Consider the following 21,503-nt stretch of genomic DNA (forward strand, 5'->3'; position numbering starts at 1 on the left):
ACTACCAGTTGTCGCGGAACCATTTGACCGCGCGGCGCAGGCTGCGTGCTGGATACCGGTCCATCGGAATGTCGAAATCCCACCATTCGTCCTGCGGATGCGCTGCAAACAAGGCGAGGCCTACGGCAGAGGCAAAACCAGGACCCGTCGCCGCCTGCGGCAAGCCATGCACGCGCAGCGGACGGCCCAAACGCACCTGTTGGCCAAGGATCTTGGACGCCAGCCCATCAAGGCCCGGGATCTGGCTGCCCCCGCCCGTCAGCACAATCTGCTGGCTCGGCAGGTGATCAAAGCCCGCCGCATCCAGACGGGCGCGTACTTCTTCCAAGATCTCTTCCACACGTGGGCGCATGATGCCGATCAGTTCGGCCCGACTTGCTGTGCGGCGATCATGCTCGTAATCGCCCGTATCGCCGCCGATCTCGATCATCTCGCGGTCATCCATGCCGGTGGCATGTACCCCGCCATAGAACGTCTTGATCCGCTCGGCATTGGTCATGGGCACCTGCAAACCCATGGAGATGTCGCTGGTCACGTGATCGCCGCCCATGCGCACCGCATCGCCGTAAATCATATGTTTTTTTATAAAGATCGACACGCCGGTCGATCCACCGCCCAGATCAATACAGGCCGCGCCCAGCTCCTGCTCGTCCTCGACCAACGCCGCAATCCCCGAAGCATAGGCAGAGGACGCAATGCCCGCCAGCTCCAGATCGCACCGTTTGATGCAATGGGCCAGATGCTGCACGGCCTGCGCATCAACGGTCAGCATATGCAGATCCACCGCCAACGCGTTGCCAATCTGACCGCGCGGGTCCGACAGACCCGACCGATGGTCAAGGGCAAAGTTTACCGGCTGGGCATGTAGCACTTCGCGCCCCTGCCCGTAGTCGGGCACATCGCAGCGGGACAATACACGCGCAACATCCTGTTCGGTGACAACGTCATTTTCCAGATCAATCCGCGCGTCCAGCCCATAGCTGCGCGGTTCGGCCCCGGCAAAGCAGGCAATCACATGATCGACGCGAATGCCCGCCATCTTCTGGGCCGCCTGCAAAGCCGTACGTATCGCGCGCTCGGTTTCCTGCATGGCGCAAATCTCGCCAAAGCGGACCCCGCGCGAGCGTGTAGTCGCTGCTCCGATGACACGGAAACCCGACTGCCCGGCAAGTGAGCCGATCTCGCCCTCCTCGCCCAGCGTGGTCGTTCCGTCAAACCGCAATACGAGGCAAGCGATCTTGGAACTGCCCACGTCGAGAATAGCCACCACACCCCGCTGCATCGCGATCTTGCGCATGTTCCGCATGCTGCGTTGGCTGGCGTATAGGTCGGTCATCACTGTCACTCGGTCCCGGAATTCAACTGTCGGATGCGCCACCATTCTTCGGTGGAGTAGTCTGTCATGCGCACGGTGGGGCGGTCGGTCAGGCGCAGGTCAATGCGGGCAATGTCCCGTTTGAGAACCTCGTCAACACCGTCAAGGGCGATCACACGTTCCAGCGCCTGTACGGCGCCTTCAGTCGGGAGCATGATGCGTTGATTGCGGTCCAAGACCACGTCCCAACGCCGGTCGCCCAAACGGACCAGACCGCGCAAACGGTCGCCAAGCGGTGCTCCCGCAGCGATCAGCTTCATGGCCTCGCCCACGTGAGATGCAGCGCCCTCACCCGCGATCACAGGCAGGTCGGGGCGGATGTTTCTGCGCGGGATCGGGCGCACATGTGCCCCGCTGGCATCAATCAGGGTCAGTCCCTCGGGTCTGCGCCAGATTGCGACCGGCACCCGGGGCGTCACATCGACCTGCAGCACGCCGCCCGGACGGATACGTACGGACGCCTCCTTGACCGGTGACATCTCAAGCACCGTCTCGCGGATGGCCGCGGGGTCGATGTCGAATGACGACATCGGGAAATCGAGCGGCACAGCCACCCGGATCGCCTCGGCCAGTTCGGTGTCGGCCCCGTCGATGGCCATCAGGTTCACCCGGAACTCCGGCCGCTCCTCGATGCTGGCGCGTGCCTCGGCCACGGTGGCCTGAATGGCGGCCTGCGTGTCGGGGTCCGACAACCACCAGCTGGCGCCGCCAAAGCACACGGCAAAGGGAATGCCCGCCCGCAAGAGCAACCGCACGCCCGGTGTCAGCATCAGGCGCTGCATGCGCCAGGACCAGCGCGACGGGGCGGGATCGGGGCGCTTCACCTGTTGCACGAGGCGTCCTCCACCATCCATGCGCACAGCTCGCCAAAACTCATGCCCGCCGCCTGCGCCTGTTCCGGCGTCAGCGATGTGGGCGTCATGCCGGGTTGGGTGTTGGTCTCCAGCAGGATCAGGCCCGCAGCGCCCTTGCTCTCATCCCAGCGAAAATCCGTGCGGCTCACACCACGGCAACCAAGCGCCTCATGAGCGCGCAGCGCATACTCAAGGCAGAGGTCGGAAATCTCCTTCGGCACATTGGCCGGGATCTCGTGCCGCGATCCACCGGGCTTGTACTTGGCATCGTAATCGTACCAACCATCGGTGATGATGTCGGTCACGCCAAGGGCACGATCCCCCATCACGGTCGTGGTCAATTCGCGACCATGGGCGAACGCCTCAACCATAACATGATCGGGCATCTGGTCATCCAGCTTCGGTGGACCGTTCGCGCCATCGTGGACGAGGTAGACACCCACGCTCGACCCTTCATTGTTGGGTTTGACCACATAGGGCGGCGCCATCACATGGTTCGCCGTCACATCGGCCTTGGGACAAATCACGCTGTCCACAACCGGCAGGCCAACCGTGCGATACACGTCCTTGCTGCGCTGCTTGTCCATGGCAAGGGCCGAGGCCAAAACACCGGAATGCGAATAGGGAATGCCCAGCCATTCAAGGATGCCCTGCACGCAGCCATCCTCGCCCCAACGGCCATGCAGGCAGTTGAGAACGGCATCGGGCGCAACGTCCTGCAAAACCGACGGAAGGTCGAGGCCTGCATCGACCTCGACCACTTCATAACCCATGTCCCTCAGCGCGGCTGCGCAGGCCTGTCCCGTTGACAACGACACCTCGCGCTCAGCCGAGGGGCCACCCAATAACACCGCCACTTTGGAACGTCTGCTCGACTGCCCCGCCATGTGCCTCTAAGTCCCGGGGTCCTTTTGCGGACCCTCGATTTTTCGCCGATTTTCGGCCTGCCGTGCGCCCGCGATCCTAAGCCGGATCACCGATGCGCATAATTTCCCATTCTAGCGTGATGCCGCTGGAATCGTAAACCTTTTTTCGCACGTCTTCGCCCAATCCTTCGAGATCGGCGGCGGTTGCCTGCCCGGTATTGATCAGGAAGTTCGAGTGCTTCGCGCTCATCTGCGCCCCACCCCGACGCGCGCCGCGCATGCCTGCATCATCTATGACCTTCCAGGCCTTCAGATCATGGACATCATCGTCCCGCCCGGTCGAGGAAAAGCCCGCCGGATTGCGAAAGGTCGACCCCGCGCTGCGGTCCTTGGTCGGCTGGGTCGCGTCGCGTTTATCGAGTTGGTCCGCCATGCGCGCGTGCAGCGCATCCGGCTCCGCATTTGACCCGCGCAGGGTCACATGGGTCAGGACGGCGCCCTCGGGCAAGTCACTCTGGCGATATTGAAAGTTCAGATCCTCAGCGTGCAGCGTCGTCACGGTGCCATCCCGCAGCACCGCCTGCGCCTCGACAAACACGTCCGCCGTATAGCTGCCATAACACCCGGCATTCATGCGCACCGCCCCGCCGATGGCACCTGGAATCGTGCGCAAGAAGGTCAGGTCAATGCCCGCATCCGCCGCCTTGCGGGCCACATGGGCATCCAGCGCCGCCGCACCGACCGTCACCGTGTCCTCGCCTACCTCAATCCCGTTAAAGCCGCGCCCCAACCGGATCACAACAGCGCGCAGCCCACCGTCCCGTACAATCAGATTGCTGCCAACGCCCATGGGAAAGACCTGCACCGACGGATCAAGGGCCGCCAGAAAATCGCTCAGATCCTCGACATCGGCGGGCTGAAACAGCCAATCCGCGGGCCCGCCCACACGCAACCACGTCAGGCCGGACAAGTCCTTGTTCGGGGTCAGAGTGCCGCGCACAGGCGGAAGATCATAGGTCATGACGCTGGCAATGCCGCCGTGGGCCACCAAGGTCAAGACGCTGCACGGCTCCTGCGGAACAACCACGACATGATCGCGCCACCAACCATGCCAGCCGCCATGGGCAAGCCCACGAGATATGTCGCCACAACCACAGCAAACCCATCGCCGGGCAAGCTGTCGGGCGACATGCCCACCCACACAACAGCGGCCACCAGCAAAAGGAACACGCGAACCATGCGCCGCAGCACAAAGCGTGACGCCATGCTCCAACCAGCGGCAATGCCCAGCCCCAGCGCTGCAAATGAAATGACATACATCGTCATCGGATCAGCCTCCCCTTGATCCAGCGGCTCAGATAGATAACGGGCCAGCGCAAGATGCTCATGCCCGCCACCATCACCGCAATTCCGACCCACGGCCCGTGCTGCCAGGTGACATATCCGATGATCGGAATGCCCACAGTGATCAGGCCATAGGCGTTGGTCCAGTGATTGTCCCGGCTCGGCATCATCGCCATCACGTTGGCGGCAACAGCCCAAAGGCAGGCAAGGATCAGAGACACACTCATGAACGCAACTCCGGCGGAAGTTGGAGGTTTTGACCACGGGCCTTGGCCCAGAAATAGCGGAGCGGATTGCGGAACATCGAAACGAACGCGGCAACGGCCAGCAGACCCGCCCACCAGGCCACAGCCACGCTGATCCACACGATCAGGACGGGTGCCGCGATGAGCAAAGCAACACCCGGCACATATTGCCGCCGCATCGGAAGCATCGCGACGCACGTTGCCGCGAGCACCCACCCGATACACAGCCACAAGAGCATCACCCGCGCCCCCCGATCCGACCGCCAACGGTCCAGCCCAGCATCAACGCCAGCGCCGCAGGTCCTGCAAAAAACAGAGGCGATCCCGGCCCACCGGCAAACAGGTGATACAGGCTCAGAACCACGCACAGAATGACAAGCACGCCCAACACTTTCACCAAGTTACGCATACGCAGCAGGATGCCGATCGGCAGCATCAACAGCGCGAATATGATGGCGAGGGTGGTCACGCAGCCCCCTTGTGCAACCGCGCGGGCAACCCGTTGGCCCAGGCGCTGATCGACCCGGCCCCAAGGCACACAACCATATCACCGGGGCGGGCCTGCTCGCGCACCAGACGCTCCAGATCGTTCTCGTCCACGACCGCACGGGCGTGACGATGACCGTGGCGGATCAGGCCAGCAACCAGATCATCGCGGCTTGCGCCCTCAATCGGGTCTTCACCAGCGGCAAATACATCGCCAATCCCCACGACATCCGCATCATTGAAGCAGGAGCAAAACTCCTCAAAATGGTGATGCAGCCGCGTGTAGCGGTGCGGCTGATGGACCGCGATCACGCGGCCTGTCGTGGCTTGGCGCGCAGCTTTCAACACGGCGGCAATCTCGGTTGGGTGGTGGCCGTAATCGTCGATGATCGTGATACCCTCAACCTCGCCCACACGGGTAAAGCGCCGGTTAACGCCCCCGAAATTGGCCAGGGCCGTCCGAATTTCATCGCCCTTCATGCCCAGATGCCGGGCCACAGCCACCGCACTCAAAGCGTTCGACACGTTGTGATCCCCCGGCATCGGCAGGCTGCACCCCTCGATCACCACGTCCTCCGCCTGCAACGCAATATCAAAATGCGCCACACCATTCTCATAGGTCAGGTTCATCGCCCGCACATCGGCCTGCGCGTTGAAGCCATAGGTCACAACCCGACGATCCGTGATCTTGCCGACAAGGCTCTGCACATCCGAATCATCGGTGCAGCACACCGCCAGCCCATAGAACGGAATGTTCGACACAAACTCGTAAAAGCCCTTGTGCAGCGCCTCTTCCGTCCCCCAATGCTCCATATGCTCAGGGTCGATATTGGTCACGATGGCAATGGTCGCGGGCAAGCGGTTGAAGGTGCCGTCGCTCTCGTCGGCCTCGACCACCATCCACTCGCCGTCACCCTTGCGCGCGTTCGAGCCATAGGCGTGGATGATCCCGCCATTTACGACAGTCGGATCAAACTTGCCCTCATCCAGCAACGCCGCAACCATGGTCGTCGTCGTCGTCTTCCCATGCGTACCCGCAACGGCAATGTTCGACCGCAACCGCATAAGTTCCGCCAGCATCTCGGCCCGCCGCACGATGGGCAGGCCGCGCGCCCGCGCCGCGTCCAGCTCCGCATTGCCCGGCTTAATGGCGGACGAGATGACCACAACCTCCGCCTCTTCGATATTCTTCGCGTTCTGGCCCACGAACACCCGCGCGCCCAGTTCTTCCAACCGCTCGGTTATGGCCGTGCGCTTCAGGTCAGAACCCTGCACCACGTAACCATGGTTCAACAGCACCTCGGCAATGCCTGACATGCCAATCCCGCCGATGCCGACGAAATGAATGGGACCCACGTCTCCGGGCAATTTGGTGGCTGCATTCATTGGGCATTCCCTTTCTGGCTGAGGGTTTCGACCATGTGTACAAGGTTTTCGGTGGCGTCAGGCTTGCCTGCAGTCAGCGCTGCGAGGGCCATCTGCAACGCACCGTCGGGATTGTCCAGCACCGCGTTGATCTGTTCGGCCACACTCTCGACACTCAGCTGACTTTCGGGGATCAGAATGGCGGCACCGACGTCGACCAATCCGCGCGCATTTGCGGTCTGGTGATCGGACGCGGCCGCAGCATAAGGGATCAGGATCGACGGACGCCCCACAACCGAAATGTCGGCCACCGACGACGCGCCCGACCGCGAGATGATCAACTGCGCCTCAGACATCCGGCGCGGCACGTCGTGGAAGAACGGCTGTACATCCGCGTTGATCCCGTTTTCAGCATAGAAGGCGCGCACACGCTCTTCATCCTCGCCTCGGGCCTGATGGCTTACACGCAGATTGCGCAGGCGGTCCATGGACAGGCTGGCAATGGCGGGCGGGATGACATCGGACAGGATCCGCGCACCCTGGCTGCCGCCGATCACCAGTATCTCCATCGGGTAGTCGCCAGGCGCGATATAGCCAGCCCCTGCCCGCTCCAACACGGCATGGCGCACCGGATTCCCGACATAGGTGCCCTCAACCCCCTCGGGCAATTCCGTGGGCCATGTCCCGCAGGCGACCGCATCAACACGCTTGGCAAACAGCTGGTTCACGCGGCCCAGAACACCGTTCTGTTCGTGTATCATGCGCGGCACGCGCAGAATGGTCGCCGCAGCTAACGCCGGTATAGTGGGATAGCCACCAAAGCCCACCACGGCGGCAGGCCGATCCCGCAACATCTTGATCTTTGCCGCAGCAATGCCGCCCGCGATGCGCAAGGGCACCATCGCCTTGGCCAGCGGCCCGCCGCGCGCGAAAGTGGCGGACGACACCTGCTCAATCTCGGTCGTATGCGGAAAGCCGCCGGTATAGAGCGCACCGCGCGCATCCGTGCTCAACTTCACCCGCCAGCCGCGCGCCAACATCGCCTCGGCCAGCGCCTGAGCGGGGAACATATGCCCGCCCGTGCCACCCGCAGCCATGAGGAGAAGCGGCTGTTTCGTCATCGGCGACGCCCCAAAAGATCAGAAATCTCGCCCTGCGGACGGCTCCGGGTAAAGGCCAGAAGCATACCCACGGCGATACCCGACGCAATCACCGACGACCCGCCATAGCTGACAAAGGGCAAGGTCATGCCTTTGGCAGGCAGCAGTCGCACGGCAACGCCCATGTTGATCATCGCCTGCACGCCGAACATGCAGGCAAGCCCGGTACCAGCGAGCCGAATGAACGGATCCCGCTCGCGCATCAGACGCAGCAGCGACCGCACGACGATCCCCGTGTAAAGCGCAATGATGCACAGAACGAGGATCAGGCCATATTCCTCCGCCGCCACGGCGATAATGAAGTCCGTATGCGCATCCGGCAGCGACCATTTCACCTGCCCCTCGCCGACACCCACGCCGAACAGACCACCCTCTTGGATGGCGTTGGTGGCATAGCCCAACTGCGTGCGCGGATCGACATCGGGGCTCAGGAACCCGTCAATCCGGCGGGCAAAGTGCTCCGAATTCGAATAGGCAATCGTACCGCCAAAGACGACCAGCCCAGCCATGCCCACCAGCAGGATCATCGGCGCACCCGCCACGAAATACATCACGCCCCAGCCAAACAGGACAAGGCAGGCTTGGCCAAAGTCAGGCTGCAGCGCCAGCATCAGCACGATGGAGATACACAAGGCAAAGGACCACGTCCGCCCCGGCGGGCCATTCAAATCCTGGCTCGCCGCCAGCATCCACGCGGCAGCGACAACAAAACCGGGCTTCAGAAATTCCGATGGCTGGATCGCGGCAAAGCCAAGCGAATACCACCGCACGGCGCCCTTACCGAAATCAGTGCCAAAGAAGGGCAGCATCGCAAGCGCCACGAAAGACACAAGGAACCCTAGCACAGCCAAACGCCGCACCACAATCGGCGACATCATCGACGTGACAATCATCACCATCAACGCCAACACGCCAAACAGCGCCTGCCGCGTCACATAGTGAAAGGGAGGAAATCCGTTCTTCTCCGCCAGCGGCACCGACGCTGCGAGCCCCAGAAGCAGGCCAATCGCAAAGAGGAACAGCACACAACTCAACGACCACTTGTCGACCGTGCGCCACCACTTGGGAAGAATGGGTTCGCCGTCCCGCACGGGGACCGCGCCATAGACCATCTCAGTCATGATCTGCCGCCTTGCTGCCTGTCTCTGCCTCACGCCGCGGGTTGATCCCGCGTACGTTAGCGTCGATCATAGCGGCAAAAGAACGCGCGGGCCAGCCTTAGTTTACTGGCCCGCAGGCAAGGTTACGCCGCCTTATGCGTGCCCCGGATCGGATAGTCATTGGCGCGGATGAACTTGATGCCGTTCAGCACCGCTTGCAGATCGGGACGCAGGAAGGGCGCATTCGACACATCGACCATCCGGATCGCCCCGTCCCCGTTCACGACAAACAGACCGGGTTCCGGAAACGGACGATCCGTCTCCTGCGGGCTGCGCGGATCGGACACGTACACACCCAGCTCCACCATCTGCGCAACGCTCAGACCATAGCCCATCGCCAGCGACAGCTCTTTTTCATCCACCATCGCTTGCGCCTTGTCTTCGGGATCGCCAGAGACGGCAACAACATCGACACCTTCAGCATTGAACGCGCTTTCCAACTCCTGCAACTGCGCCAGATACTTCTTGCACAGCGGGCAATGCAGCCCGCGATAAACGACGACGAGCTGCCAGTCGTGGTCCCCACGCGGCGCACCCAGCGTCAATGTCCCGCCGCCCAACTGCGCGACGTCAAGTTTCGGAAAGTCAGAGCCAGCGGCCAAAGCAGTCATATGCGGTATCCCGTAAAATGTTTCACTCCCTGTCAGGTAAGCGAGCGACATTTGCGCACAACCCCGCCTGCTTGACCCTTTCTGTGCAATGCTGCACGGGGACGTCATGGATTTTGATACGCTGATCATCGGCGCCGGAGCGGCGGGCATGATGTGCGCGGCCCACGCAGGCGGGCGCGTGCTGCTGGTCGATCATGCCAAGGCGCCCGGGGAAAAGATCCGCATCTCCGGCGGCGGGCGCTGCAACTTCACGAACCTCTACTGCGGTCCGCAGGCCTTCATCAGCGAGAACCCCCACTTCGCCAAATCCGCCCTCGCCCGCTACTCCCAATGGGATTTCATCGACCTCGTCGACCGGCATGGCATCGCCTGGCACGAGAAAACCCTGGGCCAGCTTTTCTGTGACAATTCGGCCAAGGACATCATCGCCATGCTGCGCGGCCTCATGCAATCCGCCGGGGTCGAGCTGCATTTGCAAACCGAGGTCACGGAATTTGCAAAGAGTAACGAAGGGTTCACCTTCACCCTCAACGGCACCCGCACGCTCACGGCCCGCAACGGCGTCATCGCCACGGGCGGCAAATCCATACCAAAAATGGGCGCCACCGGCTTCGCCTACGACATCGCCCGCCAATTCGGCCACCGGGTCACCACCACCGAACCGGCCCTTGTCCCCTTCACCTTCCCCGACCGCCGCTTCGCCGACATCTCCGGCGTCTCCTGCCCCGCGCGCGTCACGGCAAACGGCACCAGCTTTGACGAAGGGATGCTCTTCACCCACCGCGGCATGTCGGGCCCCGCAATCCTGCAAGCCTCCAGCTACTGGGATGCAGGCGACGCGATCACCATCCACCTCGCCCCCGAAACCAACCTCGCCGCCAGCTTACGCGACAAACGCACCAGCGACGGCAAGAAGGCCCTGACAACGGAACTCTCCCGCCACTTGCCAGCCCGCCTCGTGGACCACCTCAGCACCCAAATGGACCTCTCAGGCCGCCTAGGAGACCTCTCCGACGCGCGCATCGACGCACTTACCCACGACCTGACCCAATGGCAGCTCACCCCTGGCGGCACCGAAGGCTACCGCACGGCCGAAGTGACACGCGGCGGCGTCGCCACCGACCAGATCAGCTCCAAAACCATGGAATCCCAAACCACCCCGGGTCTCTATTTCATCGGCGAAGCGCTCGATGTGACCGGCTGGCTGGGTGGCTACAATTTCCAATGGGCCTGGTCCTCGGCCGTGGCCACGGCGCGGCATCTGTCGGAACAGGTTTGAACTCGGCCAAGAGTTGCCGGCACCCAGTTTCTCCACGGGGTGGCCGACAGCTTTTGCAAGCAAATGCTGTCCTTGCCACTGATTGCGCCTGCCTTCGCAGTCGCAATCTCTTTGTTTGGGAGCCGCCCTCGCTTGATCTTCGAGAGACGGGGCCGACGGGCTTTGACAAGCAAAATCGCCGAGGGGCCCCGCCCAGCGGGGATACGGCTATTTTGTTTGGGAAAGGCGGTCGGGGCTGTCACGCCAAAGATCATGCGTAGGGCGGATCAGAGACAAAGACTTCGTTTTGGTGGGTCCGAAGCCGGAACCAAAAAATGTCGTGCGCGTGCACGAGCGCTCCGCTGGATCACAAGCGCTTGTTCACTTCCGCCACGAAATCCTCACCGCGCCGCTCGAAACTGTCATACTGATCGAAACTCGCCGCCGCGGGCGCAAGCAGAACAACATCACCCTCTTCCGCCTCAGCCATCGCGGCCTCAACGGCAGTCTCCATCGTCCCGCACACCTGCGCATCCACGTCAATCTGCATGGCAAACTGCACCGCCTCGCGCCCGATGACATAGGCTTTCTTAACCTTGCCCAAGGATGATGCGAGGCCCTCCAGCCCGCCCTCTTTCTGCAAACCGCCGCAAATCCACCGGATGTTGTCAAAGGCGGCCAACGCCTTGGCCGCGCTGTCGACATTGGTGGCCTTGCTGTCGTTGACATAGCGCACGCCAGCAGCTTCTGCGATGGTCTGGCTGCGATGCGGCAGACCGGCAAAGCTGTGAAACGCCTGTTCGATCACCTTGGGTGCCACACCAACCGCACGCGCCGCAGCATAGGCAGCACAGGCGTTTTGATGGTTATGCGCGCCCGGCAGACCGGCCACGCTGCGCAAGTCAACGGACGCCACCTGCCGCCCCTTCCGGTACTCCGACAGAAACCCTTTCTTCGCAAAGACCTGCCAACCGGGGCCGGTTAGCTTCTCAGCAACGGACACCCGGATCACCCGGTCATCCGTCGGCCCTTCGGACAGCTGCCCCGCCAGAAAACGGCCCTCATCCTCGTCCACGCCGATCACGGCCCGGTCCGGCCCGCCCTCGGCAAAGAGCCGACGCTTGGCCGCGAAATAGCCACCCATGCCCGCGTGACGGTCGAGGTGATCGGGTGAAAGGTTGGTGAACACCGCCACATCCGGCGTCAGGCTGCGCGCCAGATCGGTCTGATAGCTGGAGAGCTCCAAGACCACAACCTCGCCATCATGGGGCGGGTCGATGTCCAGCACGCCGCGCCCGATATTGCCAGCCAATTGGCTGGGCCACCCAGCCACCTCCATGATATGGTGAAGCAGCGCGCAGGTCGTGGACTTGCCGTTGGATCCAGTAACGGCAATGACGCGCGGCGCGGTATCAAAACGATGCCAGTCCGAGGTGGCAAAGGATTGGAAGAACAGTCCAATGTCATTGTCCACCGGCACACCGGCCGCCAAGGCCGCCGCAATGACAGGGTTCGGCGACGGGTAAAGATGCGGAATACCCGGGCTGACAATCAGCCGCGCAATGTCATCGAACGCACCGTGTTTTTTGAGGTTGAGGCAAGTGAACCCCTCCGCCTCGGCCCGTGCCTGCGCCTCCGGGTTGTCGTCCCAGCACACCGGCGTTGCACCTCCGGCAGCCAGCGCACGGGCCGCCGACAGGCCAGACCGGCCCAGGCCAAGCACCGCGACGCGCGCGCCGGTCAGACCTTGCACCGGTATCATAGCGTGGCGCCCTGGGGGCTCTGCCCCCAAACCCCAGAAGTATTTCCAGACAGAAGAAAGATCATCACCACGCCTTTTCCTCTCGGTCGCGAAAGAACTTGCCTGTCAGATATGGGGGTGCATCGAGCGCCAGCCAGATGGCCGTGTCGGACCCTTCCTCCGGCGTGCGCGGCGCGGCCTGACCGCCCATGCGCGTATGCACCCAGCCGGGGCACATCGCGTTGATGCTGACGCCTTTCGGCAGATCCCGCGGAAGGGCATTGGACAGCGCGTTCAGCGCGGCCTTGGCGACGCCATAGCCCCCGGGGCCTTCCAACCCTTCGTCAAAGGCACCCCAGCCGGAGCTGACATTGATGATCCGCCCCTGCCCGGCTTTCGCCATATGCGGCAGGCACAGTAGGATCAGTTCAAAGGGCGCATGGAACATGACCTGCATCGACCGGCGTAACCCGTCGGGATGCGTGATCATGCTGTCTTCGATCAGGATGCCCGCATTGTTGATCAGGATGTCGATTTCGCCTACGTCCGCGATGGCCGGGACAAAACTCTCGGGCGCCTCAAGATCCAGATGCACCCAATCGCACCCAATGGCGGCGGCTGCCGCAGCGCCTGCCTGTGCATCCCGCACCCCGATGACCACGTCCACGCCTCGCGCGCACAGCCCCTCGGCCATCGCATACCCGATGCCGCGATTGCCGCCCGTGACCAGCGCGCGCGGCACTAGCGCACCTTGAGCGTGGCAAGGCCAATCATCGCCAGGATCAGCGAGATGATCCAGAACCGGATCACGATCTGCGGCTCGGCCCAGCCCTTCTTTTCATAGTGGTGGTGAATGGGCGCCATCAGAAACACCCGCTTGCCCGTGCGCTTAAAATAGAGGACCTGCACGATCACAGACAGCGCCTCAACCACGAAAAGACCGCCCACGATAGCCAGCACCAATTCGTGTTTGGTCGCGACGGCAATAGCCCCCAAGGCACCGCCCAGGGCCAACGACCCGGTATCGCCCATAAACACTGCCGCCGGCGGCGCATTGTACCACAAAAACCCGAGCCCGCCGCCAAACAGGCCCGCAGCAAAGATCAACAGCTCACCCGTGCCGGGCACATAGTGCACGTCGAGATACTCGGTGAAGTCGACCCGACCCACGGCATAGGCAATGATGCCCAGCGTTCCGCCTGCAATCATCACCGGCATGATGGCCAGCCCATCCAGCCCATCGGTCAGGTTCACCGCGTTGGCCGAGCCCACAATCACGATGATCGAGAACGGGATGAACAGAAAGCCCATGTTGATCAGCAGATCCTTGAACACCGGCACCGCCAGCTGGTTCTGCAGCAATTCAGGGTGGTTAAGCGTCGCAAAAAACGCCGCGACGCCCGCAATGAGAAAGCCCAACAGCAGGCGCACCTTGCCCGGCACACCCGCGGTCGTCTGCTTGGACACCTTGGCGTAGTCATCGGCAAAACCGATCAACGCAAAGGAGAGCGTAACCCCGAGCACAATCCACATAAACGGATTGTCCCACCGCGCCCACAACAAGGTCGAGGTCGCGAGCGCGCCCACAATCAGCAAACCTCCCATCGTCGGCGTGCCCGCCTTGGCGAAATGCCCCTCGGGCCCGTCGTCGCGAATGGGCTGCCCCTTGCCCTGCTTCTTGCGCAGCACCGCAATCAGTGGCCTCCCAAACAGAAACCCGAACACGAGCGCCGTCATGAACGCTCCACCCGCGCGGAAAGTGATGTAGCGGAACAGGTTGAAAAAGTCCCCGCCATCCGAAAGTGCCGTCAACCAATAGAGCATACCTGCCTGTCCCTAGTTATTACTTTTGGGCCTTATCTTTGTGGGTCTTCGCCCTTGGCTACCGGATGGCCCATTTTGCGGATCGCGTCAACGACGCGGGCCAGTTTCATGCTGAGGGATCCCTTGACCAAGACCACGTCGCCACTGTCCAACCGACGGGCGACCTGTGCCGCCATCTCTTCGGACGTCTCGGTCCAAAGTCCCTTTTTCTCGACCGGAAGCGTGTCGTGCAAGTGCTTCATCAAAGGGCCGATGCAATGCAGCGTGTCGATGGGCAGTATGGCCTTCAGCTGCGCCAAATTGGCATGCATGGCCGGGCCGTCCGGGCCCAACTCCTTCATGTCGCCCAGAAAAGCGATCCGCCGCCCCTTGCTGACGCGCCCGATGTCGTGTGTGACTTCCGCTGCGGCCAAAACGGTCAGAGCCGCGGCCATCGAAGTCGGGTTCGCATTGTAGCTGTCGTCGATAAGCTCCAGTGTCATCTCGGTCTCAATGGCATCAAGTGCGATGACTTCACGCGCGCCCCGGCCCTCGTAAGGCGACCAGCGTCCGAGCGACTGCGCCGCCAAAGCGAGGTCAGCGCCCAACGCCTCTGCCGCCGCGAGGGCACCCAGCCCGTTCATGGCATAGTGCTGGCCTGCGGCACCGATCTTGAACAGCAGTGGTGCCTCGTGCGCTTCGGCCTGCACGATCGTCGCGTCGCGTTGCAAGTCCACCGATTTCAGTTTGAAATCAAAGCCATGTTCGCCAAAGCCAATGTCGCGACGCTTCATGTCAAGGGCCTTGGCCTGCAGGATGGCAGCTGTCGAACAGTCGTTGTTCAGGACTGCCGCGCCGCCGTGTTCCAGCCCTTCGAGGATTGATGCCTTTTCAACCGCGATCCCCTCGATGCTTTCGAAGGCTTCGAGATGGGCCGCCGCGACGGTCGTGATCATCGCCACATGCGGGCGGGCCATCTTGGCAAGCGGCGCAATCTCACCGGGGTTGCTCATCCCGATTTCGATCACGGCATATTCGGTGTCCGCAGGCATCCGCGCCAGCGTCAGGGGCACACCCCAATGGTTGTTATAGCTGGCGACGCTGGCATGTGTACGGCCCTGATCGGACAGCACCGCGCGCAACATTTCCTTGGTCGAGGTCTTGCCGACCGACCCGGTGATCGCCACCACTCGGGCCTTTGTACGGGCACGGGCTGCGATGCCAAGCGCCTCCAACCCCTCCAGGACATCCGTCACAATCAACAGCGGCGCATCCTCTGCCACGCCTTCGGGCACATGGGATACCAGCGCTGCTGCCGCCCCCTTCTCCAACGCTTGCGCAACGAATTCATGCCCATCGCGCGCCGCCTTCAAGGCAACAAATAAGTCCCCCGGCTTAAGTGTCCGCGTGTCAATCGACACACCCGTTGCCGCCCAATCACAGGTCGCGCGGCCACCCGTGGCCGCCGCAGCCTCGGCTGATGTCCAAAGCGTCATGTCAACCGTCCTTCCAGCGCCGCCACGGCCACGCTCGCCTGCTCGGCATCATCAAAGGGCAGCACATCATCGCCCACGATCTGCCCCGTCTCATGACCCTTGCCCGCAATCAGCAGCGCATCGCCGGGGCCAAGCGCATCGACCCCGCGCAGGATCGCTTCGGCACGGTCGCCCACGTCGGTCACGCTGGCGGACCCGCCAACACCCAGCGCACCTTCCATAACTGCGGCCCGGATCAGGGCCGGGTCTTCGCTGCGCGGATTGTCATCGGTGATAAAGACAATATCGGCATTCTCCGCCGCCGCCTGCCCCATCAGGGGCCGCTTACCCACATCGCGGTCGCCACCCGCGCCCACAACCGTGATCAATCTGCCCATCACGTGCGGTCGCATCGCCTTAAGCGCGGTGGCCACCGCATCTGGCGTGTGGGAGTAATCTACAAACACTGCCGCCCCGTTCTCGCGCGTTGCCGCCAATTGCATACGCCCCCGCACAGTGCCCAGATGGGGCAACGTTTCAAACACACGCGCAGGCTCGGCGCCGCAGGCGATGACCAGACCACAGGCCAACATCACGTTGTCCGCCTGAAATCCGCCAATCAGCGGCAGACGGGCCGTGTAAGCCTTGCCGTCGTACTCGAACCGCACATCCTGTCCGGTTGCATCAAAGCGCTGCGCGGTCAGACGTAAATCACCGCCATCCCGGCCCACGGCCAGCACAGTCTGACCCCGCGCCCGCGCGATTGCAGCCATGTCAACGCCACGGGCATCATCAAGATTGATGACCGCAATGCCGTCCTCGGGCAGTACGCGGGAAAAGAGCCCTGCCTTGGCGTCGAAATAGGCTTCGAATGTCTTGTGATAATCCAGGTGATCTTGGCTGAAGTTGGTAAATCCGGCAGCCTTGAGCGTTACGCCGTCCAAGCGGCGCTGGTCGAGCCCATGGGATGACGCCTCCATGGCCGCATGGGTGATGCCGTTGCCCTGAGCTTCGGCAAGGGTGCGGTGCAGCGTGATCGGCTCCGGCGTGGTGTGCGCAAGCGGCGCGGTCCATGCGCCCTCGACCCCGGTCGTGCCCAGATTGACAGCCGGCACCTCCATCTCGATCCAGATCTGGCGGACGAACGTGCTGACGGATGTTTTGCCGTTTGTGCCAGTCACGGCGACCATCACTTCGGGCTGTCCGCCAAACCACAGGGCTGCGGTTCTGCTCAACACCTCTCGCGGGGCATCTGTCACGACGACGGCGACATCGCGCAGCCAGTCTGCGGCGATCTCGACGCCTTCTGCATCTGTCAGAACAGCCGAAGCGCCCATGCGCACCGCATATTGAATGAACTCCGCCCCATGCACCCGGCTGCCGGGCATGGCCGCGAACAGGAACCCGCCCTTTACCTCGCGGCTGTCTACGGCGATGCCTGTGATATCGGGATTGGCTCCACCCTGGGCCGTCAGGCCCAGCGATGAGAGTGATCGTGCCTGCGCGCCCATGTTGTCGGCCCTATGGTTCTGCTGCGATGCGCAGCTCAGTTGCTGCTGGTCAGCGTTATATCAGCGAGCGAGACAGGTTCAACGCTTGGCCGCAGGCCCAACAGCGGCGCGACACGGCCAATGATTTCGGCAGCCACGGGCACCGCCGTCCAACCAGCCGTCCGGCGCGGCTTATCCCCGCTTGTTTCAACCGGTTCATCCAACGTGACCACGAGCACGTATTTCGGATCATGCGCCGGAAACATCGTGGCAAAGGTCGCGATGACCTTGTCATCATAGTAACCGCCGCGCGGCTTGGGCTTGTCGGCCGTGCCGGTCTTGCCGCCCACGGAATAACCCGGCACCTCGGCCATGCTGGCCGTCCCATCGGTCACGACCTTGCGTAGCATCTCGCGCGCTGCCCGTGCCGCACCCTCGCTCATCACCCGTTCGCCCAAGCGCGGGCCGTCCTGCTTGAGGATCGTAGGCTTTACGACGCGCCCGCCATTGGCGATGGCGGCGTAGCCTGCCGCAAGGTGCATGGGCGACGACGACAACCCATGACCATAGCTCACCGTCACCGCGCTGAGGTCGGTCCAGCGCCGCGGCAACAGCGGCTTGCCGGTGCGCGCCTCCACAATTTCGAAATCGGTCGCTTCAAAGAAGCCAAGCGACTTGAGGAACTCCTGCTGCCGCTCCTTCCCGATCTGCAGAACCAGCCGCCCGGTGCCCCGGTTTGACGAATGCACTATAATGTCCGCGACACTGATCTTGCCGTAGTTCTTGTTGCGGAATTCTCCGATGCGGAAACCGCCCACACGCATCGGCCCAGCCGTGTTGATGATGGTCGAGGGCGTCACAATGCCCAGATCAACCGCCTGCGCGGCCGTGAAGATTTTGAAGGCCGAGCCCAGTTCATAAACACCCTGCACCGACCGGTTGAACAGCGGGCTGTCACTTTGGTCGCCAGTCGTGGCGGGGCGCGGGCGGTTGTTCGGATCAAAATGCGGCAGGGACACGACCGAGATCACCTCGCCCGTTTGCACATCCATCAGCACCGACGTCGCGCCTTTGGCGTTCATCAGGCGCATGCCACCGTACAGCACACGTTCAGCCGCGGCCTGCACGGTCAGGTCCAAAGATAATTGTAGGGGCTTTTGCCCGTTGGCGGGATCGCGCAGATACTCATCGAACTGTTTTTCGACGCCCGCCACACCGATCACCTCGGCGGCACTCACGCCCTCTTTACCAAAACTGGCCCCGCCCAACACATGTGCCGCCAGAGACCCATTGGGATAAAGGCGCATGTCGCGCGGCCCAAACAGAAGACCGGGATCGCCGATCTCATGCACCGCCTGCATCTGTTCCGGGCTGATCTTGCGCCGGACCCACAAGAATTTCCGCTTGCCGGTAAAGTCCTTGAGCAGCTTCTTCTCATCCAGATCCGGGAAAATCTCCGCCAGCTTCCTGGCCGACGCCTCAGGATCAATCATATGCGGCGGCTGCGCATAGAGCGCATGCGTCTCAAAGTTCGTGGCCAAGAGCCGCCCATGCCGGTCCACAATATCCGCGCGGGCCGCAGAAATAACGGCTCCCTGCGCACTGGCACGCGGCTCCACCGGCTCGGACGTCGCCAGCATCCCCATGCGGACACCCACGGTCGCAAAAGCGCAGAAAAAGAAGAGGCCCAGCACCAGCAACCGCCCCTCGGCGCGCTGGCGCGCACGATCGCGCATCTCCTCATGGCGGTTGCGCAGGTTCTCGCGCTCAATCGCCTCGGTGCTTTCACCGGCGGCACGGGCGGGCAGGATACGGGCCAGCGGGCGCAGCGGGGTACGGGTCATGGCTGCTGCTCCAACTCGCCGGACACTTCAACGGCATTGTCGATCACAAGGGTCCGCTGCGCCGGATAGGCCACCTCATCCACGTGCCCGAACTGATCGGGGCGAAACGGCAACAGGCCCAGACTGTCGAAATTGATGTCGGCCAGATCGCGCAACCGGTCGGGCCGGTTCAGATAGGCCCACTCCGCCTTCAACACCGCCAGCCGCGCATGCGCCTCGCGAATGTCGCGGTGCAGGCGGTCCGTCTTGGCCAGCGCATCCTGCGTTGCGTAATTCTCGCGATACGCCCAGAAGGCGAGGCCAATCACAGCCATCGTCGTCAAAATATACAAAACCGTGCGCATCAGATGGCCCCCCTGACCTGCGGCATCCCAATACTCTTTGCGTCAATCTCACCGGCGGACGCGTCAGTGCGCACCGCCACCCGCAGCTTGGCCGACCGGCTGCGCGGGTTCATCTCCAACTCGCCCCTATCCGGGCCAATCGCCTTGCGGGTCCGCAACTCGAACTGCGCGGGGGCAGCCTCCACCTCCGGCGCATAGCGGCTCGGATTGGACTGCCGTCCGCCACGAGCGGTCATGAAGCGCTTCACCATCCGGTCCTCGACCGAATGAAAGGTCACAACGGCCAGCTGCCCACCGGGTTTCAACGCGCGCTCAGCCGCCATAAGCCCCTGATACAGCTCATCATATTCATTGTTCACCGCAATCCGCAGCGCCTGAAAGCTGCGGGTCGCGGGATGCGACTGACCGGGCTTCGGACGGGGCAAGCACTTCTCAATGACCCCCACCAATTCCAGCGTCGTGGTGATCGGCCGCGCCGTGATGATCGCGCGGGCAATGCGACGCGACGCCCGCTCTTCCCCGTACTGAAACAGAATGTCCGCCAGCACGCCCTCGTCAGCCTCATTCACGATGTCAGCGGCAGAGGGCCCATCCTGCGACATGCGCATATCCAGCGGCCCGTCTTGCATGAAGGAGAACCCGCGCTCCGCCCGGTCCAGCTGCATCGACGACACGCCCAGATCTAGCACAACGCCATCAAGGCCCGCGCCATATTCATCCAGCTTCGAAAACACACCCGGCTGCATCACGATCCGGTCGCCATACGCCGCGGCCCATTCCCCAGCCAATTCAAAAGCCAACGGATCACGATCCACCGCAATCACGGTCTCAGCCCCGGCCTCCAGCAAAGCGCGGGTATACCCACCCGCACCAAAGGTGCCATCCAACCATGTGCCGTGAACAGGTGCGCATTCCCGCAGGATTGCGTCGATCAGAACCGGAATATGAGGCCCCCCAGCCATTCCCTACTCTATGTCCCCATCAAGGTAAGCTGATGGGTCCAGATCAGGATCGAACCCATCATCATCCAGAGCGGCGATACTCTCGTCATAAGCGTCAGGCTGCCAAATCTCGAACGTGTCACCCGAGGACACGAACCGCGCCATGCCATCCAGACCGATCTTCTCGCGCAGCTTCGCGGGCAATACGATACGGCCCGTGTCATCCACAACCGTCTCGATGGATTGCGCACTATACAGCCGCTCCATCGCCTTCCGCTTGGCCGAGCCACGCGGGAATTTGGAAATCTTCTCGTCCACCTCGTCCATGGCCTCGACCGTGAAGCCCTCGAGGTAGTCGCGGGTAGCACCCCCATAGACGATGATGATGCGGGGCGGCAGGCCCTCGGTCCAATCGGGGTCGCAGGCTTCGATCACACGACGAAACGAGGCCGGGATAGACACCCGCCCCTTTGCGTCCACCTTGTGGTCGCTTTCGCCTCTGAACCTGCGTGCCACCGTTTTGGCCCGTCCCTATGTCTTTTCCGCGCCCCCGCGCATTTCTCTTTCCCCAGTCAGTTGCCCTCTTGGCGGGGCTTGAAATGGAAACGGCGGGTTGATCTGCTGCCACTGATCAACCCGCCGCCCTCGTCCCGCCTCGCGGGATGTCCAGCTGCGCGCGCCACCTGGGGGGATGTCTGCTCGCTCGCGCGCCGGATCTCTGGTCTGATGAAAGCGAGGTGCCTGTATGAAACCTGCTAGAGTTTTGTTGTTTGCTTGGGGTCGTTTTGTGCCCCGTGCTCGTTCTCATCTGATGTCATTAGGTATGACGTGGGAAAACATGGGACGCAATGGTTTTTTGAGGGCGCGACACACTATAGCTTGTCTTTGCAGGCGCTGAAAAACAACATATTGTGGCAAAATCAGCCACTCAAGCGGATTATGATGTTACATACGCGGACATATGCACAATATATTGTGCCACCACTTCAAGCCGCATCGTATCCCACAAATTCCCAAGAAATGCGCAAACATCTGCACATGGGCAGAAATGTTCTGCCTATGTTCCACACACATCATGTCAAAATGCAAGAAATTGATTCGAATCACATCTGTTTTCGGCATGTTTGCCCATGATTTCCCA

The 21,503-nt window shown here is 62.3% G+C and carries 22 protein-coding genes; 1 reads left to right on the forward strand and 21 read right to left on the reverse strand.

Annotated elements, in window-relative coordinates; genetic code table 11:
* Nucleotide 1: 1 nt before the first annotated feature.
* The 12 genes from ftsA to FD715_RS05380 form a co-directional block, all read right to left on the reverse strand.
* Nucleotides 2-1,336, reverse strand: coding sequence for a cell division protein FtsA (ftsA, locus tag FD715_RS05325; RefSeq protein ID WP_147106294.1), 1,335 nt, complete (start codon nucleotides 1,334-1,336; stop codon nucleotides 2-4).
* Between the two features lie 5 nt (nucleotides 1,337-1,341).
* On the reverse strand, nucleotides 1,342-2,229 hold the full coding sequence (locus tag FD715_RS05330; RefSeq protein WP_370455358.1) for a cell division protein FtsQ/DivIB: 888 nt from the start codon (nucleotides 2,227-2,229) through the stop codon (nucleotides 1,342-1,344).
* Nucleotides 2,196-3,116, reverse strand: a complete 921-nt coding sequence (locus FD715_RS05335; RefSeq protein WP_147106297.1) for a D-alanine--D-alanine ligase — start codon at nucleotides 3,114-3,116, stop codon at nucleotides 2,196-2,198. The genes FD715_RS05330 and FD715_RS05335 overlap by 34 nt, the downstream gene beginning before the upstream one ends.
* 76 nt (nucleotides 3,117-3,192) lie before the next feature.
* Nucleotides 3,193-4,116, reverse strand: coding sequence for a UDP-N-acetylmuramate dehydrogenase (gene murB / locus FD715_RS05340; protein WP_147106299.1), 924 nt, complete (start codon nucleotides 4,114-4,116; stop codon nucleotides 3,193-3,195).
* 32 nt (nucleotides 4,117-4,148) lie between these two features.
* Nucleotides 4,149-4,421, reverse strand: coding sequence for a hypothetical protein (locus FD715_RS05345; RefSeq protein WP_147106302.1), 273 nt, complete (start codon nucleotides 4,419-4,421; stop codon nucleotides 4,149-4,151).
* On the reverse strand, nucleotides 4,418-4,666 hold the full coding sequence (locus tag FD715_RS05350) for a DUF2484 family protein (protein WP_147106305.1): 249 nt from the start codon (nucleotides 4,664-4,666) through the stop codon (nucleotides 4,418-4,420). Before FD715_RS05350 ends, FD715_RS05345 begins: the two co-directional genes overlap by 4 nt.
* Nucleotides 4,663-4,923, reverse strand: coding sequence for a DUF2484 family protein (locus FD715_RS05355; RefSeq protein ID WP_189799408.1), 261 nt, complete (start codon nucleotides 4,921-4,923; stop codon nucleotides 4,663-4,665). The genes FD715_RS05350 and FD715_RS05355 overlap by 4 nt, the downstream gene beginning before the upstream one ends.
* Nucleotides 4,923-5,153 carry a hypothetical protein gene (locus FD715_RS05360; RefSeq protein WP_147106311.1) on the reverse strand — a complete coding sequence of 77 codons (231 nt, stop codon included), beginning with the start codon at nucleotides 5,151-5,153 and terminating at the stop codon, nucleotides 4,923-4,925. Before FD715_RS05360 ends, FD715_RS05355 begins: the two co-directional genes overlap by 1 nt.
* A complete protein-coding gene (gene murC / locus FD715_RS05365) occupies nucleotides 5,150-6,556 on the reverse strand; it encodes a UDP-N-acetylmuramate--L-alanine ligase (protein WP_147106315.1) in 1,407 nt (468 codons plus the stop codon). The genes FD715_RS05360 and murC overlap by 4 nt, the downstream gene beginning before the upstream one ends.
* Nucleotides 6,553-7,656 carry a UDP-N-acetylglucosamine--N-acetylmuramyl-(pentapeptide) pyrophosphoryl-undecaprenol N-acetylglucosamine transferase gene (locus FD715_RS05370; RefSeq protein WP_147106318.1) on the reverse strand — a complete coding sequence of 368 codons (1,104 nt, stop codon included), beginning with the start codon at nucleotides 7,654-7,656 and terminating at the stop codon, nucleotides 6,553-6,555. The genes murC and FD715_RS05370 overlap by 4 nt, the downstream gene beginning before the upstream one ends.
* Nucleotides 7,653-8,816, reverse strand: coding sequence for a putative lipid II flippase FtsW (gene ftsW, locus FD715_RS05375; protein WP_147106321.1), 1,164 nt, complete (start codon nucleotides 8,814-8,816; stop codon nucleotides 7,653-7,655). The genes FD715_RS05370 and ftsW overlap by 4 nt, the downstream gene beginning before the upstream one ends.
* A 122-nt stretch (nucleotides 8,817-8,938) precedes the next feature.
* The gene (locus FD715_RS05380) at nucleotides 8,939-9,466 is read right to left on the reverse strand and encodes a redoxin domain-containing protein (RefSeq protein ID WP_147106324.1); all 528 of its coding nucleotides are present in this window, start codon (nucleotides 9,464-9,466) and stop codon (nucleotides 8,939-8,941) included.
* A gap of 106 nt (nucleotides 9,467-9,572) precedes the next feature.
* Between FD715_RS05380 and FD715_RS05385 the strand changes: the two genes are divergently transcribed.
* The gene (locus FD715_RS05385) at nucleotides 9,573-10,745 is read left to right on the forward strand and encodes an NAD(P)/FAD-dependent oxidoreductase (RefSeq protein WP_147106327.1); all 1,173 of its coding nucleotides are present in this window, start codon (nucleotides 9,573-9,575) and stop codon (nucleotides 10,743-10,745) included.
* 346 nt (nucleotides 10,746-11,091) lie between these two features.
* Here the strand turns inward: FD715_RS05385 and murD are convergent, their stop codons facing one another.
* The 9 genes from murD to mraZ form a co-directional block, all read right to left on the reverse strand.
* A complete protein-coding gene (murD, locus tag FD715_RS05390) occupies nucleotides 11,092-12,486 on the reverse strand; it encodes a UDP-N-acetylmuramoyl-L-alanine--D-glutamate ligase (RefSeq protein WP_147106330.1) in 1,395 nt (464 codons plus the stop codon).
* A gap of 64 nt (nucleotides 12,487-12,550) precedes the next feature.
* Nucleotides 12,551-13,207 (reverse strand): SDR family NAD(P)-dependent oxidoreductase, encoded by a 657-nt coding sequence (locus tag FD715_RS05395; RefSeq protein ID WP_223274741.1) that lies wholly within the window; start codon nucleotides 13,205-13,207, stop codon nucleotides 12,551-12,553.
* Nucleotides 13,207-14,289: a phospho-N-acetylmuramoyl-pentapeptide-transferase gene (gene mraY / locus FD715_RS05400; protein WP_147106333.1), complete on the reverse strand. Its 1,083-nt coding sequence runs from the start codon at nucleotides 14,287-14,289 to the stop codon at nucleotides 13,207-13,209. Before mraY ends, FD715_RS05395 begins: the two co-directional genes overlap by 1 nt.
* A gap of 32 nt (nucleotides 14,290-14,321) precedes the next feature.
* The gene (murF, locus tag FD715_RS05405; protein WP_147106336.1) at nucleotides 14,322-15,764 is read right to left on the reverse strand and encodes a UDP-N-acetylmuramoyl-tripeptide--D-alanyl-D-alanine ligase; all 1,443 of its coding nucleotides are present in this window, start codon (nucleotides 15,762-15,764) and stop codon (nucleotides 14,322-14,324) included.
* A complete protein-coding gene (locus FD715_RS05410; RefSeq protein ID WP_147106338.1) occupies nucleotides 15,761-17,254 on the reverse strand; it encodes a UDP-N-acetylmuramoyl-L-alanyl-D-glutamate--2,6-diaminopimelate ligase in 1,494 nt (497 codons plus the stop codon). The genes murF and FD715_RS05410 overlap by 4 nt, the downstream gene beginning before the upstream one ends.
* A gap of 35 nt (nucleotides 17,255-17,289) precedes the next feature.
* Nucleotides 17,290-19,077: a penicillin-binding protein 2 gene (locus FD715_RS05415; RefSeq protein WP_147106339.1), complete on the reverse strand. Its 1,788-nt coding sequence runs from the start codon at nucleotides 19,075-19,077 to the stop codon at nucleotides 17,290-17,292.
* On the reverse strand, nucleotides 19,074-19,421 hold the full coding sequence (locus FD715_RS05420; protein WP_039686188.1) for a cell division protein FtsL: 348 nt from the start codon (nucleotides 19,419-19,421) through the stop codon (nucleotides 19,074-19,076). Before FD715_RS05420 ends, FD715_RS05415 begins: the two co-directional genes overlap by 4 nt.
* Nucleotides 19,421-20,383 carry a 16S rRNA (cytosine(1402)-N(4))-methyltransferase RsmH gene (rsmH, locus tag FD715_RS05425; protein WP_147106341.1) on the reverse strand — a complete coding sequence of 321 codons (963 nt, stop codon included), beginning with the start codon at nucleotides 20,381-20,383 and terminating at the stop codon, nucleotides 19,421-19,423. Before rsmH ends, FD715_RS05420 begins: the two co-directional genes overlap by 1 nt.
* Before the next feature lie 3 nt (nucleotides 20,384-20,386).
* Nucleotides 20,387-20,878, reverse strand: coding sequence for a division/cell wall cluster transcriptional repressor MraZ (gene mraZ / locus FD715_RS05430; RefSeq protein WP_147106344.1), 492 nt, complete (start codon nucleotides 20,876-20,878; stop codon nucleotides 20,387-20,389).
* Between the last annotated feature and the right edge of the window lie 625 nt (nucleotides 20,879-21,503).

Origin of the sequence: Tateyamaria sp. syn59 (genome assembly GCF_007995245.1) — a bacterium.
GTDB lineage: Bacteria > Pseudomonadota > Alphaproteobacteria > Rhodobacterales > Rhodobacteraceae > Tateyamaria.

What these genes read in the sequence shown, in the direction of transcription:
- ftsA (WP_147106294.1), bottom strand. Translation starts at nt 1,336, where the DNA reads ATGACCGACCTATACGCCAGCCAACGCAGCATGCGGAACATGCGCAAG.
- FD715_RS05330 (WP_370455358.1), bottom strand. Translation starts at nt 2,229, where the DNA reads ATGGATGGTGGAGGACGCCTCGTGCAACAGGTGAAGCGCCCCGATCCC.
- FD715_RS05335 (WP_147106297.1), bottom strand. Translation starts at nt 3,116, where the DNA reads ATGGCGGGGCAGTCGAGCAGACGTTCCAAAGTGGCGGTGTTATTGGGT.
- murB (WP_147106299.1), bottom strand. Translation starts at nt 4,116, where the DNA reads ATGACCTATGATCTTCCGCCTGTGCGCGGCACTCTGACCCCGAACAAG.
- FD715_RS05345 (WP_147106302.1), bottom strand. Translation starts at nt 4,421, where the DNA reads ATGACGATGTATGTCATTTCATTTGCAGCGCTGGGGCTGGGCATTGCC.
- FD715_RS05350 (WP_147106305.1), bottom strand. Translation starts at nt 4,666, where the DNA reads ATGAGTGTGTCTCTGATCCTTGCCTGCCTTTGGGCTGTTGCCGCCAAC.
- FD715_RS05355 (WP_189799408.1), bottom strand. Translation starts at nt 4,923, where the DNA reads ATGCTCTTGTGGCTGTGTATCGGGTGGGTGCTCGCGGCAACGTGCGTC.
- murC (WP_147106315.1), bottom strand. Translation starts at nt 6,556, where the DNA reads ATGAATGCAGCCACCAAATTGCCCGGAGACGTGGGTCCCATTCATTTC.
- FD715_RS05370 (WP_147106318.1), bottom strand. Translation starts at nt 7,656, where the DNA reads ATGACGAAACAGCCGCTTCTCCTCATGGCTGCGGGTGGCACGGGCGGG.
- ftsW (WP_147106321.1), bottom strand. Translation starts at nt 8,816, where the DNA reads ATGACTGAGATGGTCTATGGCGCGGTCCCCGTGCGGGACGGCGAACCC.
- FD715_RS05380 (WP_147106324.1), bottom strand. Translation starts at nt 9,466, where the DNA reads ATGACTGCTTTGGCCGCTGGCTCTGACTTTCCGAAACTTGACGTCGCG.
- FD715_RS05385 (WP_147106327.1), top strand. Translation starts at nt 9,573, where the DNA reads ATGGATTTTGATACGCTGATCATCGGCGCCGGAGCGGCGGGCATGATG.
- murD (WP_147106330.1), bottom strand. Translation starts at nt 12,486, where the DNA reads ATGATACCGGTGCAAGGTCTGACCGGCGCGCGCGTCGCGGTGCTTGGC.
- mraY (WP_147106333.1), bottom strand. Translation starts at nt 14,289, where the DNA reads ATGCTCTATTGGTTGACGGCACTTTCGGATGGCGGGGACTTTTTCAAC.
- murF (WP_147106336.1), bottom strand. Translation starts at nt 15,764, where the DNA reads ATGACGCTTTGGACATCAGCCGAGGCTGCGGCGGCCACGGGTGGCCGC.
- FD715_RS05410 (WP_147106338.1), bottom strand. Translation starts at nt 17,254, where the DNA reads ATGGGCGCGCAGGCACGATCACTCTCATCGCTGGGCCTGACGGCCCAG.
- FD715_RS05415 (WP_147106339.1), bottom strand. Translation starts at nt 19,077, where the DNA reads ATGACCCGTACCCCGCTGCGCCCGCTGGCCCGTATCCTGCCCGCCCGT.
- FD715_RS05420 (WP_039686188.1), bottom strand. Translation starts at nt 19,421, where the DNA reads ATGCGCACGGTTTTGTATATTTTGACGACGATGGCTGTGATTGGCCTC.
- rsmH (WP_147106341.1), bottom strand. Translation starts at nt 20,383, where the DNA reads ATGGCTGGGGGGCCTCATATTCCGGTTCTGATCGACGCAATCCTGCGG.